The 15,231-nt window shown below is 63.7% G+C and carries 13 protein-coding genes and 2 pseudogenes; 12 read left to right on the top strand and 3 right to left on the bottom strand.

Going from position 1 to position 15,231, the window contains the following annotated elements; all coding sequences use genetic code 11:
* Nucleotides 1-232 precede the first annotated feature (232 nt).
* Entirely contained in the window at nucleotides 233-982 is a 750-nt protein-coding gene (locus tag IEX88_RS24220) for a PspA/IM30 family protein (RefSeq protein ID WP_188855051.1), read from the bottom strand.
* Entirely contained in the window at nucleotides 979-1,410 is a 432-nt protein-coding gene (locus IEX88_RS24215; RefSeq protein ID WP_188855050.1) for a YjfI family protein, read from the bottom strand. Before IEX88_RS24215 ends, IEX88_RS24220 begins: the two co-directional genes overlap by 4 nt.
* Before the next feature lie 96 nt (nucleotides 1,411-1,506).
* Here IEX88_RS24215 and IEX88_RS24210 point away from each other — a divergent pair, with 96 nt between their 5' ends.
* The 4 genes and pseudogenes from IEX88_RS24210 to IEX88_RS24195 all read left to right on the top strand — a co-directional run.
* On the top strand, nucleotides 1,507-2,184 hold the full coding sequence (locus IEX88_RS24210; RefSeq protein ID WP_188855049.1) for a DUF2491 family protein: 678 nt from the start codon (nucleotides 1,507-1,509) through the stop codon (nucleotides 2,182-2,184).
* A gap of 114 nt (nucleotides 2,185-2,298) precedes the next feature.
* Nucleotides 2,299-2,700, top strand: a complete 402-nt coding sequence (locus tag IEX88_RS24205) for a DUF350 domain-containing protein (RefSeq protein WP_188855048.1) — start codon at nucleotides 2,299-2,301, stop codon at nucleotides 2,698-2,700.
* A gap of 11 nt (nucleotides 2,701-2,711) precedes the next feature.
* Complete coding sequence (locus IEX88_RS24200; RefSeq protein WP_188855047.1) at nucleotides 2,712-3,284, top strand: DUF1190 domain-containing protein; 573 nt, start codon at nucleotides 2,712-2,714, stop codon at nucleotides 3,282-3,284.
* A gap of 2 nt (nucleotides 3,285-3,286) precedes the next feature.
* A pseudogene (locus tag IEX88_RS24195) lies at nucleotides 3,287-4,751 on the top strand (glutathionylspermidine synthase family protein); the annotation flags it as partial.
* Nucleotides 4,752-4,764: 13 nt separating this feature from the next.
* Here the strand turns inward: IEX88_RS24195 and IEX88_RS24185 are convergent.
* Nucleotides 4,765-4,926: pseudogene (locus IEX88_RS24185) on the bottom strand (4-hydroxythreonine-4-phosphate dehydrogenase PdxA); the annotation flags it as partial.
* A 528-nt stretch (nucleotides 4,927-5,454) separates the two neighbouring features.
* On the opposite strand from IEX88_RS24185, the gene IEX88_RS24180 reads away from it, so the two are divergent.
* From IEX88_RS24180 to IEX88_RS24145, 8 genes are all read left to right on the top strand, one after another.
* A complete protein-coding gene (locus IEX88_RS24180; protein WP_188855045.1) occupies nucleotides 5,455-7,077 on the top strand; it encodes an ABC transporter ATP-binding protein in 1,623 nt (540 codons plus the stop codon).
* Between the two features lie 197 nt (nucleotides 7,078-7,274).
* Entirely contained in the window at nucleotides 7,275-7,802 is a 528-nt protein-coding gene (locus IEX88_RS24175; protein ID WP_244640474.1) for a MarR family winged helix-turn-helix transcriptional regulator, read from the top strand.
* Nucleotides 7,799-8,494: an SDR family NAD(P)-dependent oxidoreductase gene (locus tag IEX88_RS24170; RefSeq protein ID WP_188855044.1), complete on the top strand. Its 696-nt coding sequence runs from the start codon at nucleotides 7,799-7,801 to the stop codon at nucleotides 8,492-8,494. The genes IEX88_RS24175 and IEX88_RS24170 overlap by 4 nt, the downstream gene beginning before the upstream one ends.
* Before the next feature lies 1 nt (nucleotide 8,495).
* On the top strand, nucleotides 8,496-9,827 hold the full coding sequence (locus tag IEX88_RS24165) for an NAD(P)/FAD-dependent oxidoreductase (RefSeq protein ID WP_188855043.1): 1,332 nt from the start codon (nucleotides 8,496-8,498) through the stop codon (nucleotides 9,825-9,827).
* A 62-nt stretch (nucleotides 9,828-9,889) separates the two neighbouring features.
* Nucleotides 9,890-11,551 (top strand): peptide ABC transporter substrate-binding protein, encoded by a 1,662-nt coding sequence (locus IEX88_RS24160; RefSeq protein WP_188855042.1) that lies wholly within the window; start codon nucleotides 9,890-9,892, stop codon nucleotides 11,549-11,551.
* Between the two features lie 83 nt (nucleotides 11,552-11,634).
* Nucleotides 11,635-12,585, top strand: a complete 951-nt coding sequence (locus IEX88_RS24155) for an ABC transporter permease (RefSeq protein ID WP_188855041.1) — start codon at nucleotides 11,635-11,637, stop codon at nucleotides 12,583-12,585.
* 13 nt (nucleotides 12,586-12,598) lie between these two features.
* A complete protein-coding gene (locus IEX88_RS24150; protein WP_188855040.1) occupies nucleotides 12,599-13,486 on the top strand; it encodes an ABC transporter permease in 888 nt (295 codons plus the stop codon).
* Nucleotides 13,487-13,494: 8 nt separating this feature from the next.
* Nucleotides 13,495-14,817 carry an NAD(P)/FAD-dependent oxidoreductase gene (locus tag IEX88_RS24145; protein ID WP_188855039.1) on the top strand — a complete coding sequence of 441 codons (1,323 nt, stop codon included), beginning with the start codon at nucleotides 13,495-13,497 and terminating at the stop codon, nucleotides 14,815-14,817.
* Nucleotides 14,818-15,231 lie beyond the last annotated feature (414 nt).

Below are 15,231 nucleotides of genomic sequence, written 5' to 3'. Positions count from 1 at the left end.
TTTCGCAGAGAAATCCCACGGGTGGGGAGATTAGCAGCTTGAACGACACTGCCTAGTCTCCCTCCGCGCGGGAGAGGTGCCCGGCCGGGCAGAGGAGGCAACAAAGGAAATAGCGAGAGTTTTTGCGCTTTACCTCGCTCGCCTAAGTCCCGCGCCGCCGACTATTTTAATAGATCAGCATATCCCGGGAACCTTCAATACCGCCTGGGATGCACGCGCGGTCTCATCGTCGTCACCGATCCCGATTGTGGCCGATCTGGAGGTTCTGCCCGGCCGAACCGGGAAGCGCCGGAGTGCGGTCGATGCGGGTGAGTTCAGCAAAGACGTCGTCGGAGGAGGCGCGGTTGCCGCCGATGCCGGCTTCGAGAAGGGCGCGGTCGAGGTCGCTTCCCGATTCCAGCGCCTGCATTTCGGCGCCGGCCTGGATGCGGCCGGCCGTCATCTCCTGGCGCTTCTTCACCCGCTCGAGTGATTCCATCGCGCTGCCGAGGCGTGAATTGACGCCGGCATGGCTGGACGCGATGGCGGACTGGGCCTTCAGCAACGACTCGTTGGCCTTCACGCCGTCGACCTCGCGCCGCATCGTCTGGATGCGCGTCTCTGTGTCCTGGACGGCGCGGATCATTTGGCCCTGCTGTGCCTGCAGACGGTCGTGCTCGGCCTGATCGCGGCCGATTTCGGCGCGGGCAGCGGAAATGCGGTCGGCAAGACCCCGCGCCAGATCCTCGCGGCCGGCCGACATCGCGGCGCGGGCGCTGTCCATGTCCTTGGCTTCCTTGGCCTTCGCCTCCTCGATCCGGCGGGCCAGCACCTTCGTCGTCGCCATAATGCCGGCAAGGTCGGAGCGCGCGCGCCGGAGCGCCGTATCGGCGTCGCGAATCTCCTGGTCCAGGATGCGCAGCGCCTGCGTGTCGGCAGCGCTCTCGGCCACCTCATTGACGCCACCGCGGACGGCGGAAAACAGTTTGCCCCAGACGCTCATGCCGCGATCTCCCCGTTCTTCCATTCCTCGATGAGATGTGCCGCGTCCTCCGCATTGGAGACGAGCACGGCGACTTCCTCGATCACGACCTCGGCCGAGGACTGGGCCGATAGAGAACCGAAGAGCTCGTACCACTCCTCGCCGTTGATGATCGAGATGCCGAAGGTCGAAAGCGGGACCAGCTTGTGCGTCTTGAGGATCAGTCGCTCGAACGCCTCGCGGTTCGGGACGGACGAAGCGGGCGCCAGCATGACGCTCGCCATCACCTGATCGCCGCCAGCGGTGACGAAGACGTCGAGAAAGCCCTTCTCCTTGATCGTGACGCACAGTACGTCGCCTTCCGGCGGAATCGTCACGTCGAGATCGCCGAGCGCTGCGGGGTCGGAGGCGAAGAGCTCCGTCAATGTATTGAGGTTCCAGACTGTCAAGCGATCAACTCCCCCTGTGTTTCGACGCGCCCACCTTCAAAAGGTCCCGGCGCGCGATATCTAGTAGCGGACGGTTACAGAACCAAGGCGGGAAACATGATCGGACGGCTCTTCGGCTGGGGATCGGGTTCGAAAGGCGAGGCAGCAGGCGCGCTGGCGCCCGAGCGCGGCCCGCTCGGCGTCGTGCTGGGCGGCGGGATCGAGATCGACACGTTGGGGCTGCAGGCCGACACCGCGGGGTCGTCGCCAGCGATGCCGGTGCCGGCGGGCGGCATGATGATCGTTGCGGCCTATGGCGAGGCGCGTCTCGACGCCACCACCGTCCTGTCGCGCTACTACGACGACGGCGACACGATTCTGCAGGTAATGTCGGCATCGGCCCGCCCCGGCGAGGAGATCTTTGACGTCAGCCTCTATCGGCCCTGGGACAGCGTCGTGCCCGCGAACGCCGCCGAATGGGCGGAATGGCGCGGGCCTCGCGGCATGATCGGCCAGCCGCGCTACGACGCCGACGGCATCATGTTCGACCGTTTCTGGGGCGAGGGAAACGGACGGGCCGGCCTCGTGGAATTCGTCGAGGAGATCGACGACGGGCGGGTCCGGCGCTCCATCCACCAATCGTGCATGCTCTATGCACGCATGCTCGGCACACGACAGGAGATGTTGCTCATCAATATAGAGCGCGACCTCGCCGACCGCGACGCACGGCAGGGGGCGTCGATCGAATTCATCCTCGGCTACGGCCTTCTGCCCGGCGACATCCGCCGGCTCTGACGACCAGCCGGCACCTTTTAAGGGGTGGCGCCGGGCTCCAATTTCTTCCGCTGGCGGCGCCGGCTTCTCATTTCTTCCGCCGGCGCTGCCGGCTTCGTTCGGAGTTCGCCCATCATGTTCGGATATGTTGCCGGCCTGCCGGCTTTCCTGGCCTACTTCGCGACGGGTCTTGCCGCGCTCGCGCTCTTTGCCGTCGCCTACTCCGCCGCGACCCCGCATCACGAGCTGCGTCTCATCCGGACCGGCAATGCTGCGGCCGTCGTCGCCTTTCTGGGCGCGATCCTTGGCTTCTCGCTACCGCTCGCGTCGGCTGCGGCCAATTCCGTCAGCATCATCGACTTCCTGATCTGGGCCGTCGTCGGCGGTCTTGTCCAGGGCGTCGCGTTCCTCCTCGCTTCGCTCACCATGTCCGGCCTCCCCGCGCGCATCACGGCAGGCGAGATGGCGGGCGGCACTTGGGCGGCAGGTATTGCGGTTGCAGTCGGCATGCTAAACGCCGCCTGCATGACCTATTGAGGAGGCCTTGCATGACCAGACGCTTCACCGGGCGCCGGCCGCCCATCCTGGTTCTCGGCACAATCGCCGTGAGCGGGCTGGCGCTCTCCTCCTGCGGCGAGACACCGCCTGCCGAAATCGTATACAATTCTGCGGCACAATGCATTGAGGCCGGCGTCGACAGCGACATCTGCAACGCCGAGTACCAGCAGGCGCTGCAGCAGCATGTCCAGAACGCGCCGAAGTTCAACGCGATGGCCGTCTGCGAAGCCGAATACGGCGAGGGCCGCTGCATGGAGGCGGCCGCGCAGGGCAGCACGGGAACCGGGACCGGCGGCTTCTTCGTCCCCTTCATGACCGGCTATCTCGTCTCCTCGGCGATCTCGAACCTCACGAACTACGGCGCCTACCGGAACTACCGGCGCGACACCGGCTATAATTCCGCGCCGATCTATACCGGGCGCGGCGGGCAGACCTACCGTAGCGATCCGCCGGCGATCGGCCAGCCGCCGCAGCCGAGGCCCTACAACGTCAACACGCGGACGGTGTCGCGGCAGGGTTTCGGCGGGCTGTCGTCGAACCGCGGCTTCTCCTTCGGCGGCTGAGGATGCGCCGGGTCGCGATCCCCGAGCGCGAAGGCTGGCGGGAAAAGGCGGAGGCCGTGGGTTTCGGCTTCCACGAGATGTATGGCGAGCCCTATTGGCTCGACGACGTCGCCTACCTCTTCACCATGGAGGAGATCGAAACGCATATCGAGGCGCCGAGCGAGGAGCTTCACGCGCTGTGCATGGACCTCGTCGGCGATGTCGTCGCCACCGAGCGGGACCTCGAGCGCCTTGCCATCCCGCCGGAGCTGTTCGACGCCGTGCGGTCATCCTTCGAGAGCCGGCAGCGCCATCTCTACGGCCGCTTCGACCTCGCCTATACCGGGACAGGCCCGGCAAAGCTGCTGGAATACAACGCCGACACGCCGACCGGTGTCTTCGAAAGCGCCTACTTCCAGTACAACTGGCTGACCGACCAGATCGCGCTCGGCCGCTTGCCCGGCAGCGCCGACCAGTTCAATCTATTGCAGGAAAGCCTGATCGAGACCTTCGCGACATTCCCGAAAGGGCCGATCTTCCATTTCGCCGTGGTGACGGAAAACGAGGAGGACCGCGGCACCGTCGCCTATCTCATGGACTGCGCGATCCAGGCCGGGCACGCGACAGAGCTGATCGATATCTCCGACATCGGCATCGACCCCGTCGGCCGCTTCACCGACCCCGCCGATCGCGTCATCGACCGCTGCTTCAAGCTCTACCCATGGGAGGACATGCTGCGCGAGCCTTTCGCCAAGCACCTCTCGATGTCGGGAACCGAATTCGTTGAGCCAGCCTGGAAGGCGGTCCTCTCGAACAAGGGCATCCTGCCGCTCCTCTGGGAGCGGCATCGGGGTCATCCGAACCTGTTGCCTGCCTTCTTCTCGGACGACCCCCGCGCCTCGAACCTTGTCGCCGCCGTACGCAAGCCGCTGCATTCGCGCGAGGGCGAGAACATCGCCATCACCGAAGGAGGCGCGGAAACCGACCGCACCGACGGCGACTACGGCGACGGCCCGACCATCCTGCAGGAGCTGACACCGCTCTTCGAAGCGGAAGGGCAATACGCCGTGCTAGGCCCTTGGATCGTCGGTGACAAGGCGGCAGGCCTCGGCATCCGCGAGGACCGCTCGCGCATCACCCGCAACCTCTCCCGATTCGTGCCACACGCCATCCTCGACGAGGCGGACTATGCTGCGTTCGAGTGATGCTTTGAAGTGCAACCATGTCTGGTCCTATGACTTCGTCGAAGATCGCACCCACAACGGCCGGAAGTTCCGAATGCTGAATGTCATCGACTAGGTCACCCGGGAATGCATTGCGATCCGGATTGACCGGAAGCTGAAGTCCACGGATGTCATCGACGTCCTGTCCGACCTCTTCATCCTGCGCGGTGTGCCTGGGCATGTTCGGTCGGACAACGGCCCGGAGTTTGTCGCGAAAGCGGTGCGGGAATGGAGCACAGCGGTCGGCGCCAAGACCGCCAGCGTCAGGTCGAGGCGCGGCGCATGCGCTCGGGCGTCGCGCGCTTCGGCACGTCCTCCAGGGCGATGTGGGTGGTGACGTGGCTGACGCGGAAATCCCCGTGCGCCAGTATCATCACGCTGTCGCGCGCGCCCGTCAGCTTGGCCAGGAGTTCCGTGTGGCCGGCGAAATGATGCCCGGCGACACAACCACCATTTCGAAATCCGGGGATTTGTAAATCCAAACTTCCTCTCCGCCCTGTTTTTTCCTTCCAGCAAATTTTTTCACCTAACTAAAGCGACGCCCGCCAGGGATTTCGCTTCGCAAACGCCATGCTCCAATACCTCAGCAAGTTCCATCGTCAGCGGGCTCTCGTCAAAAGCACCAAGGCTCTTCTGTATAGCGACGAGCCACATAAGCGCGTCGCCGCACTTCGAGATCTGGCCATATATAACTGGCTCACCTGACTGGTATAGCTTCGGCGTAAGCCCATAATGGGCACGGGCGCCCGGCTTGTTCAACGTCAGCGCCGACCACAACGCAATGTATGCTAGAATTCAGCGACTGCTTGCTTGAATGACGCGACGGCGCTGAGGCCGCATATGCGGGTTCTGACTGCAGCGCGTTCAAAGGGGAGACAGGCCAGTAAAAATAGGCTTCATTCCTCTTTGCGATGTAAGACGGCACCAATCTTGCGTCTTGCTAGAGGTTACCGTTCAGGAGCGTTATAATGTCGACAATCGCCTCCCAACCTCTTCTTTCGGTGGAAAACCTGTCGGTAGCGCTGCCGCGGGGTATGGACCGCTCCCATGCAGTGAAAGAAATTTCGTTTACCCTGACTGCAGGCGAGATCCTTTGCATCATCGGGGAATCGGGATCTGGCAAGTCAGTCACCGCGAGTGCCGTGATGGGTCTGTTGCCGCCGACGCTTGCTATCGAGAGCGGTTGCATCGCGCTGAAGGGAGAGGATCTCCTGAAGACGTCCCAAGCCAAACTGCGGTCTCTCCGCGGCCGGATCGTTTCCATCATCTTCCAAGATCCGCTTTCGGCGCTAAACCCGTTGATGACGATTGGTGACCAGATCGCCGAGGTGATGGACTCGCATCCGGCGCACGCGCCCAAAGACCGCGCGGCGCGGGTTGTGGAACTGCTTGGTGAGGTCGGCCTGCCCGATCCCGCCGCGATCAAGGACCAGTACCCGTTCCGCCTTTCCGGCGGACAGCGCCAGCGGGTGATGATTGCGATGGCGTTGGCGCTCGATCCCGACATCCTAATCGCCGACGAGCCTACCACGGCGCTTGACGTTACGACGCAGGCGCAGATCCTCGAGCTCATCGCCTCGATCCAAAAGCGCAAGTCAATGGGCGTGATGTTCATCACCCATGATTTCGGCGTAGTTGCCGACATCGCCGACCGAGTTATCGTCATGGAGAAGGGCGTGATGGTCGAGCAGGGACCGGCGGAGACCGTGCTCGGCGATCCAAGGCATCCATACACGCAACGCCTGATGGCGGCGGTGCCGCGGATGAAGACGGCGGACCGAGCGGTGACCGCCGACGTACCCACCGTGCTGGAGGTGCGAGACCTAGCCAAGACCTACCGGCTCGGCTCGCTGTTTGGAACGGCACGTGAAATCAAGGCCGTGGACGCGGTCTCTTTCAAGGTGCACAAAGGGCAGACGGTCGGCATCGTTGGGGAATCCGGCTCCGGCAAATCGACGCTTGGTCGGCTAGTTATGAAGCTGCTCGACAGCGACGGCGGCGAGATTCTGTTTGATGGGCGAAACATCGCCGGCATGTCCGAGGCGGAATTCCGGGCCATGCGCCCCTATATCCAGATGATCTTTCAGGATCCCTTTGCCTCGCTGAACCCGCGCATGACGGTCGGCCGTATCCTCACCGTCGGCCCGATGGCGCATGGCATCTCCGCCGCCGACGCCCAAGCCAAGGCAGTTCGGCTGATGGACCTCGTCGGCCTCGATGTAGGGGCGCTTGACCGCTACCCGCACGAGTTCTCCGGCGGCCAGCGCCAGCGGGTCGGCATCGCTCGGGCACTGATGTTCGATCCCGTCCTGCTCGTCGCCGACGAGGCGGTGTCGGCGCTCGACGTCTCAATCCAGGCACAGATCCTCGACCTTTTGGAGAAGGTACAGGTTGAGACCGGCGTCGCAATGATCTTTATCACCCACGACCTACGCGTCGCCAGCCGCCTCTGCGATGAGGTCGGCGTGATGCATCGGGGCAAGATGGTTGAGTTCGGTCCGCCCTCTCAGATCTTTCATGCGCCGCAGCACGCCTACACGCAGCAGCTGGTCGCCGCTATCCCCGGCGCTGACTGGGAAAAGGTGGCCTGAACCGCGCATCTCGTCGCCCTCGGCTGTGTCTTCACGCGAGTAATGTTGCAGCAGCTTGCACATTTTGTGCACAGCAACAGGGGGCGCCGAAAATTCGTACATCTGCCCCCAATAAATAGTTGTACTTGTCCACTATCCGGCGGATAGTTCTGTGATGTACCGCGCACTTCTCACGTTATCCCAGGTCGACCCCCATCTTGTACCTGCTCCGGCGCAAGGGGGGCGGCATGGCTGAGACAATGGAGACCCGCACGGCGCTGCGGGCCGATGACGTCGACCTCGGTGTGCTCGACGAGACGCTGAGCTTCTTCATCCGCTCGATCAACATTGCCGTCACCCGCGACCTCAACGACCGGCTCGGTGCGCTCGACCTCGCCCGCGGCACCGGCAAGATCACCACCTTGTTCTTGGTGGAGAACCATCCTGGCATCCGCCCGTCGGTGATCGCCGATGTGATCTTGAAAGACCGCTCGGCCATGGGCCGCATAGTCGACGACATGACCGGGGCCGGCCTGATCCGGCGCGAGGTGGCCGAGAGTGACCAGCGCGCCCAGGCATTGTTTCTGACCGACAAGGGTGCCGAGCTTGCCATCACCGTCCGCCGCATCGTCCGGCAGTCGCGCGACTTCTTTGCCGGGACCGACGATGCAGACTACGCCGAGGTGTTGCGCCTTCTGCGCAAGATCTATTGGCGAGTCGTCACCAACAAGGGGATTGCCGCATGACCAGCGCCCCCGTCGCTTTAATCTCCGGCGCGTCGCGCGGCATCGGCCTCGCCATTGCGAGTAAGCTGGCTTCGCAGGGCTGGGTCCTGTCGCTCGGCATGCGCACGCCGGTCATGCCGGCCTTCGCCGAACCCGCGCGCACGCACCTGGAGCGATACGACGCGGCCGAGGGCGGCGAGGCGGAATGGGTGGAGCATGCGCTCGCACGCTTCGGCCGGATCGACGCCATCGTGGCAAATGCAGGCATCATGATCCCAAAAAGCGTCATAGACGCCGAGGACGAAGACCTTGACGCCATGTTCGCCGTCAACGTCAAGGCGCCCCGGCGGCTGGTGAAAGCAGCATTCGAACCGCTCGCGGCCACGGGACGGGGCCGCGTCATCATCCTCGCCTCTCTGTCCGGCAAGCGGGTGAAGTCCTCCGATTCCGGGCTCTACGCCATGACCAAGTTCGCCGCCGTCGCACTGTCGCACGGCATCCGCCAGAGCGGCTATCACCTCGGCATCCGGGCCACCGCCGTCTGCCCCGGCTTTGTCGGCACCGACATGGCGCGCGCCATCACCGACCGACCCGAAGAGACAATGACGCGCCCCGAAGAACTCGCCGATGTCGTCGCCATGCTGATCGGCCTCTCCAATACCGCGAGCGTCGCGGAATTCGCCGTGAGCTGCGCGCTCGAAGAAAGCTACTGACATGCCAGGACCTTACGTCGATCCTTTTCATGGCGATGCCGACCTGCCGGGAAAGGTGGACGTCGTCATCATCGGCGGCGGCATCATCGGCGCCTCCACCGCGCTTGAACTCGCTGAGCGGGGCGTCTCGGTGGCGCTCTGCGAAAAGGGCGGGATTGGCCACGAGCAGTCGAGCCGCAACTGGGGCTGGGTGCGCATCTCCCGCCGCGATCCCCGCGAAGTCGCTCTGATGGCCGAAGCGCTGCGCATTTGGTCAGGGCTCGACGAGCGGATCGGCCGGCCCACCGGCTATACCCGCGCCGGCATCATCTTCACCTGCACCGACGACAAGTCCTATGAAGAGCACGAGCGCTGGGGCCAGAACCTTGAGCCCTACCAGATCGAGCACCGCATGCTCTCCGGCAACGAGTTGAACGATCTCCTGCCGGGCTCGCGGATGAAGGTGAAGGGCGCTCTCTACACGCCGACCGACGGCCGTGCAGAGCCGCAGAAGGCCGCCCCCGCCATCGCCGAGGCGGCACGCGATAAAGGAGCGTATGTCCTCACCGAATGCGCCGTGCGTGGCATCGAGCTGGCAGCCGGCGCCGTCTGCGGCGTCGTTACCGAGCGCGGCTCCATCGCCTGCTCGCAGGTGGTGCTTGCGGGTGGCGCTTGGTCGAACCTCTTCTCCGGCCGCTTCGGCATCGACCTGCCGCAGCTCAAGGTGATGAACACGGTGCTGCGCACCAAGCCGCTGGAAGGTGGCCCGGACCAGGCGATCTGGGCTGAGGATTTCGCCATACGCAAGCGACGCGACGGCGGCTATACCGTCGCCTCAGGCCACGAAAACATCGTCGACATCGTGCCTGCCTCGTTCCGCTATGCCCGCGACTTCCTGCCCTCGCTGCGATCTGAATGGCGGTCGCTGTCGTTCCGGCTCGGCGGACGCTTTCTCGACGAGGCGCGCCTGTCGCGAAACTGGGAGATGGATGAGGCCTCTCCTTTTGAATACAATAGGGTGCTCGACCCAAAGCCCTCCAGCCGGATTTCCGATGGCGCCTTCAAGGCGCTGCGCAAGAGCTTCCCGGTGTTCGAGAAAGCCGAAATAGCTCAGAAATGGGCCGGTTACATCGATGTGACGCCGGACGCGGTGCCGGTGATTTCGCCGGTCGACGCGATACCCGGCTTCCACATCGCCACCGGCTTTTCCGGCCACGGCTTCGGCATCGGACCGGCCGCCGGCAGGCTAATGGCGGACATCGTAACCGGCCGGCCGCCTCTGGTTGACCCGCACCATTTCCGCTTCTCCCGCTTTTCCGACGGATCGAAGATCGAGCTGATCAGCGGTTTCTAAGCCCGTCGCCGGTCGGCAAGGGTTCCCGCATAGCGTTTAACCCGTTCTCAAAGAGGTGTGGCATGAGCAGCGAACCGACTACCTTCCGCCCCAACCGGCGGCAAACCCTGACGATGCTGGGGCTGAGCGCCGCCGGCCTCACTGCACCGGGCCTGCTGCGCCTTGGCGAGGCCCATGCCGCTGGCGCGACGCCGCCGAAAGGCCAGGTGGTGATCGGCTTTTCGCAGGAGCCGACGGTGTTCAACCCTCATCTCCTGCACATCGAGGTCGACGAGGGCGTGCATTTCGCCGTCTTTGACCCGCTGTTCGGCGTCGATCCGGACGGGAAGTTCTATCCCGGCCTGGCAGCCGAGGTGCCGACGGTCGAGAACGGCGGCATTTCCGCTGATGGCCTTCAGTGGAAGCTCAAACTGCGCGAAGGCGTCACCTGGCACGACGGTAAGCCGTTCACCGCCGAGGACGTGAAGTTCACCATCGAACTTCTGGTCGATCCCGACTTCCGCTCCTGGCGCCGCGGCGGCCACGAACTGGTACGCGATCTCACCGTCGTCTCGCCGACGGAGATCACTTGGCGGATGGACAAGCCCTACGCGCCCTACCCGTCGATCCTCGCCTCGACCTTCATCGTGCCGAAGCACGGGTTCGACGGCGTCGCGGACAAGAACACCGCGCCGTTCAACAACGCGCCGATCGGCACCGGCCCGTTCAAATGGGTCGAGCGCGTCGCCGGCGATCATATCGAACTCGCCGCCAACACGGCTTATTTCGGCGACGGCCCCTACCTCGAGCGCTTCATCTTCAAGTACATTCCGGACCTCAACGTGCTGTATACCCAGTTCAAGTCGGGCGACATCGACGTCGTCGGCCTGCAGTGGATCACCCCGGACCACTACGAGGAGGCCAAGGGCCTCGCCGACAAGGAGATCATGCTTCTGCCTCGCGGCACGGTGGAATCAGTCACCTTCAACATGGAGAAGCCGCAGTTTAAGGACCTTGCCGTCCGGCAGGCGCTCTACCATGCGCTAGACAAGCAGGCGATCATCGACGCGCTCTACTACGGCCTGCCGAAGCCGACCGAGAGCTACGTGCCGCAGCAGTCCTTCTACTTCAACCCGGACCTGCCGAAGCACGAGTTCAGTCTCGACAAGGCTAAGGAACTGCTCTACGGGGCCGGCTGGGTGCCGGGCGATGACGGCATCCGCGCCAAGGATGGCGTGCGGCTGTCCTTCTCGAACTCAACCACCGCCGGCAACCATCTCCGCGAGCAGGTGCAGCAGTTCATGCAGCAATCCTTTGCCCAGATCGGCGTCGAAATGACGATTTCCAACCTGCCACCGGCGGTAATGTGGGGCGAGTACTGGATGATGTCGCAGTTCGACTCAGTGGTAGTCGGGCTCGATTTTCTCACGGGGCCGGACCCGGACACCTCTGACTACTTCATGTCGACCTCGATCGGCGCCAAGGGCGGCGCCGGCCAGAACAACTGGCAATATGTCAGCCCCGAAGTGGATGCGCTGCTTGCGGCCGGTGGCAAGGCATTCGTGCCGGAAGAGCGCAAGGCGGCCTACCTCAAGCAGCAAGAGGTGATCCGTCACGACTTGCCCTTCCTGCCGATGTATCAGTACGTCTCGGTCGGCGGCTTCAAGAAGGGCGTCGAGCAGTACCTGCCGAACGTCAACGTGCGCATCGACACCTGGAACGTCGCCGCCTGGCGCTGGGCCTAATTCCGTGGGGCGGCTCCTGCCGCCCCACTCCTTCCGCGATGCCGCCGGGGTCGACCCGGCGAACCGATACGGAGGCGACCGTCATGGGACGATATCTGGCTGGCCGGCTGGGCCAGAGCCTGATCCTTCTGCTGCTGGTCTCGATGATCGGCTATTGCGTGTTGCTGCTCGCACCCGGTGGGCCGATGTCGCAGTTCGCGCTGACCCCCGGCATCTCCAAGGCCGAGCTCGACAAGATTGCCGCCCAGATGGGCCTCGACCGACCCGTCCTCGTCCAGTACGGCGACTGGCTCTGGCGCCTCCTCCACGGCGACTGGGGACGTTCCTTCCGCGACGGCCAGCCAGTCTTGAAAATCATTTTCAGCCACCTGCCGGCGACGCTGCTGCTGATGGGCACCTCGACGGTCATTGCGATCTGCCTCGGCACCTTCATCGGCATACGCGGCGCGGTTAAGCGCTATTCGGCTTTCGATTATGCCGCGACGGTCGGTGCTATGGTGGCGCTGTCGATCCCAACCTTCTGGTTCGGCCTGATTGCCATCTACGTCTTCACGCTGCAGCTGAAATGGTTTCCCGCTGGCAACATGTACACGATCGGTGACGGCTCGTTCCTCGACGTGGCTTGGCATCTAGTGATGCCGGCCTTGGTATTGGCGCTCGTCGACGTGGCGATCTGGAGCCGCTACATGCGCACAGCGACGCTCGACGTGATCAACCAGGATTTCGTCCGCACCGCCCGCGCCAAGGGCGTCAGCCCGCAGCGGGTACTGATGAAGCACGTCGTCGGTAATGCGCTGTTGCCGATGATCACGCTTGCTGGCCTGCAGGTGCCGGCCATTCTGGGCGGCGCGCTCGTTACCGAGACGGTGTTCACCTGGCCCGGAATGGGCCGGCTGTTTCTGGATAGCCTCGGCTACAACGACTATCCCGTGGTGATGGGCCTTTTGATCTTCTCGGCAATCCTGGTGTTGATCGGTAGCCTGCTCGCCGACATCATCACCGCCTTCGTCGATCCGCGCATCCGTCTCGCCTGAACTGGAGCTGCCGATGTCCGCCGCCATCCCAACGATTCCCGCCAGGGCTGGCCGCGGCCTCTACCAGAACCGCACGTTGCGTCGCTTCCTCCGCCATCGGCTCGCCGTGGTCGGGCTCGGCATTGTCCTGGTGCTGACGCTCGCCTGCGTAATCGGCCCTTATGTCCTCCCCTACGATCAGTTGCACATCGACCTCGCCCGCCGGTTCGCTCCCCCCTTCAGCGGCGCCCACATCTTCGGGACTGACCCGCTCGGCCGGGACATCGCCGCGCGGCTGTTCATGGCGGGACGTATCTCGCTGCTGGTCGGCGTCTGCGCCATGATGGTCTCGATCGCCATTGGCGCGACAATCGGCATCGTCGCCGGGTATCGCCGAGGGCTGGTCGGAACAGTGCTGATGCGTATCGTGGACGCCTTCCTAGCCTTCCCCTCGATCTTCCTCCTTTTGGCACTTGCCTCCTTCATCAAGCCTAGCCCGATCATGATCACGCTGATCATTGCGGTGACGAGCTGGATGGAGATCGCCCGCATCGTCGAAGCCGAAGTGCGCTCGCTGCGGGAACGCGACTTCGTGCTGGCGGCCCGCATGCTCGGCCTATCGAACTCCTGGATTATGTTCCGCGAGATTCTGCCGAACGTCGCAGGACCCATCATCGTCGCGGCGACGCTGACCATCGCACGCGCCATCCTGCTCGAAGCCTATGTCAGCTTCCTCGGTTACGGCATCCAGCCGCCGCTGCCGAGTTGGGGCAACATGCTGAACGGCGCCCAGCAGTACCTCGCCAACGCGCCCTGGCTGGCGATCATGCCTGGCATTGCAATCACGCTTGCCGTCACAGGCTTCAACTTCGTCGGCGACGGCCTGCGCGATGCGCTCGACGCCCGCAGCGACCATAGCTGAGGCAAGGCATGGCACGATTCTCACCATTCGATGCCTCGCTCTGGTACGCGACGGCGGCACCTGCCCCAAAGACGGAGCCGCTCGATAGCAACGTTCGCGCCGACGTCTGCATCGTCGGCGCCGGCTATGCAGGCCTCACCACCGCGCTGGAGCTTGCGAAGGCCGGCGTCCGCGTCGTTGTGCTGGAGGCACAGGAGGCTGGCTTTGGCGGTTCCGGCCGCAATGCTGGCCATTGCACGCCGACCTTCACACACTACAGTCTGCCGCAGCTGCGAAAGATGCTCGGCGAGCCATGGGCCGAGCGGCTGATCGCCCGCCAGACTCGTGCCAACGACCGCGTCAGCTCGATGATCCGCGACTACCAGATCTCCTGCGAATGGGTGCAGAACGGTTATGTCATGGGCGCGCTGCATCCCGGCGCGCTGCAGGTGGCACGCCAGCGTGTCGATGAGTACGCAGCTGTCGGCGCCTCCGTGCGGCTGCTGGAAGCCGTCGAAATAGAAGCCGTAACCGGCTCGCCTCGCTTTATAGGCGGCTGGCGGCACCAGGAGGCCGGCCATCTTAACCCGCTTAGTTATGCCCGCGGCCTTGCACATGCCGCCATGCAGGAAGGCGTCACCCTCCACACCGCCTCGCCCGTAATCTCGGCTGCACCAGAAGGTGGCGGCTGGCGGATTGGCACCGCGACAGGTAGCGTCCTCGCCGAAAAGGCGATCTTCGCCAGCGGCGCTTACACGGTCGGCGGTTGGCCAAAGTTAGACAGGACCTTCCACATCATGCGCGTTTTCGTCGCCGCGACACAGCCGCTGTCGGACGAGACGCGGCGTACCGTGCTTCCGGAGAATACGACGATCCACGACGGCCGCGGCGACATCTACGTCTACAAGTACAATGCGGAAGGCCGGATCGTCGCCTCCATGTTCCCTATGGGGCGGCGCGGCAAAGATCTCGCATATACCCGGCAGGTGATGAGCGATCGTCTGCGATGGCTGCACCCGCAAATCACTGAGGGGATCCGCTGGGATTATTTCTGGTTTGGCGAACTCGACATGCAGGTCAAGACAGTGCCGCGACTATACGCCCTCGCGCCCGGCGTAGTCGCTCTCACGGGTTTGTCCGGCCGTGGCGTACCAACCGGCTCGATGCTTGGCGGCATCCTCGCAGAGTGGGCGCTCGGCGTGCCAGACAAGGATCTTTCGCTGCGGCTCGAGCCGCTACGGTCGGCGCCCTTCTACATGCGCTTCGGACCGAAGCTATCGCTACGCTGTCAACGCACCTTCGACAATATCGCCACTCGCCGCGCCGGCTCGCTGCTGCCGCCGCATGCGTGAGGCGGCATCGTTGGTACGCTTAATAGCTTGATAGCTTGCGGCGATTGGGGGAAATGATCGTCGAGGAAGTAGGCCGACCGCGTCTGCGCCTGGGAACGCCGGGCAGATTGGAGATAAGAAGGAGGCCTCACGGGACTTGAACCCCTAACCAAAAAACCGTTATCCTGCAAACACTTAACCTACGCCACCTTTTGCATGTTATGCAGTTTTCTCTGCAGCGCAAGGCCGATTAAGATGGTCCCACCCCCGTCTTCGCAACCGCCGTAGATGAAAGGTGTGTCGAACTACGAACTCCCAGGTTGCGCCTGCAAGAACGAAACTCGAAACACCTGACTAACTGAAACGCTGCAAAAAAAATGAAGGTGAAACCATCAAAGACGGGTTTCAGGGCTATGGCAGCTTTGCGCCCATGCA

This window comes from Aureimonas glaciei, from assembly GCF_014643375.1.
Classification (GTDB): Bacteria; Pseudomonadota; Alphaproteobacteria; order Rhizobiales; family Rhizobiaceae; genus Plantimonas; species Plantimonas glaciei.
Note: the sequence above shows the minus strand (reverse complement) of the source record. Positions and strands in the feature narration are given on the sequence as shown.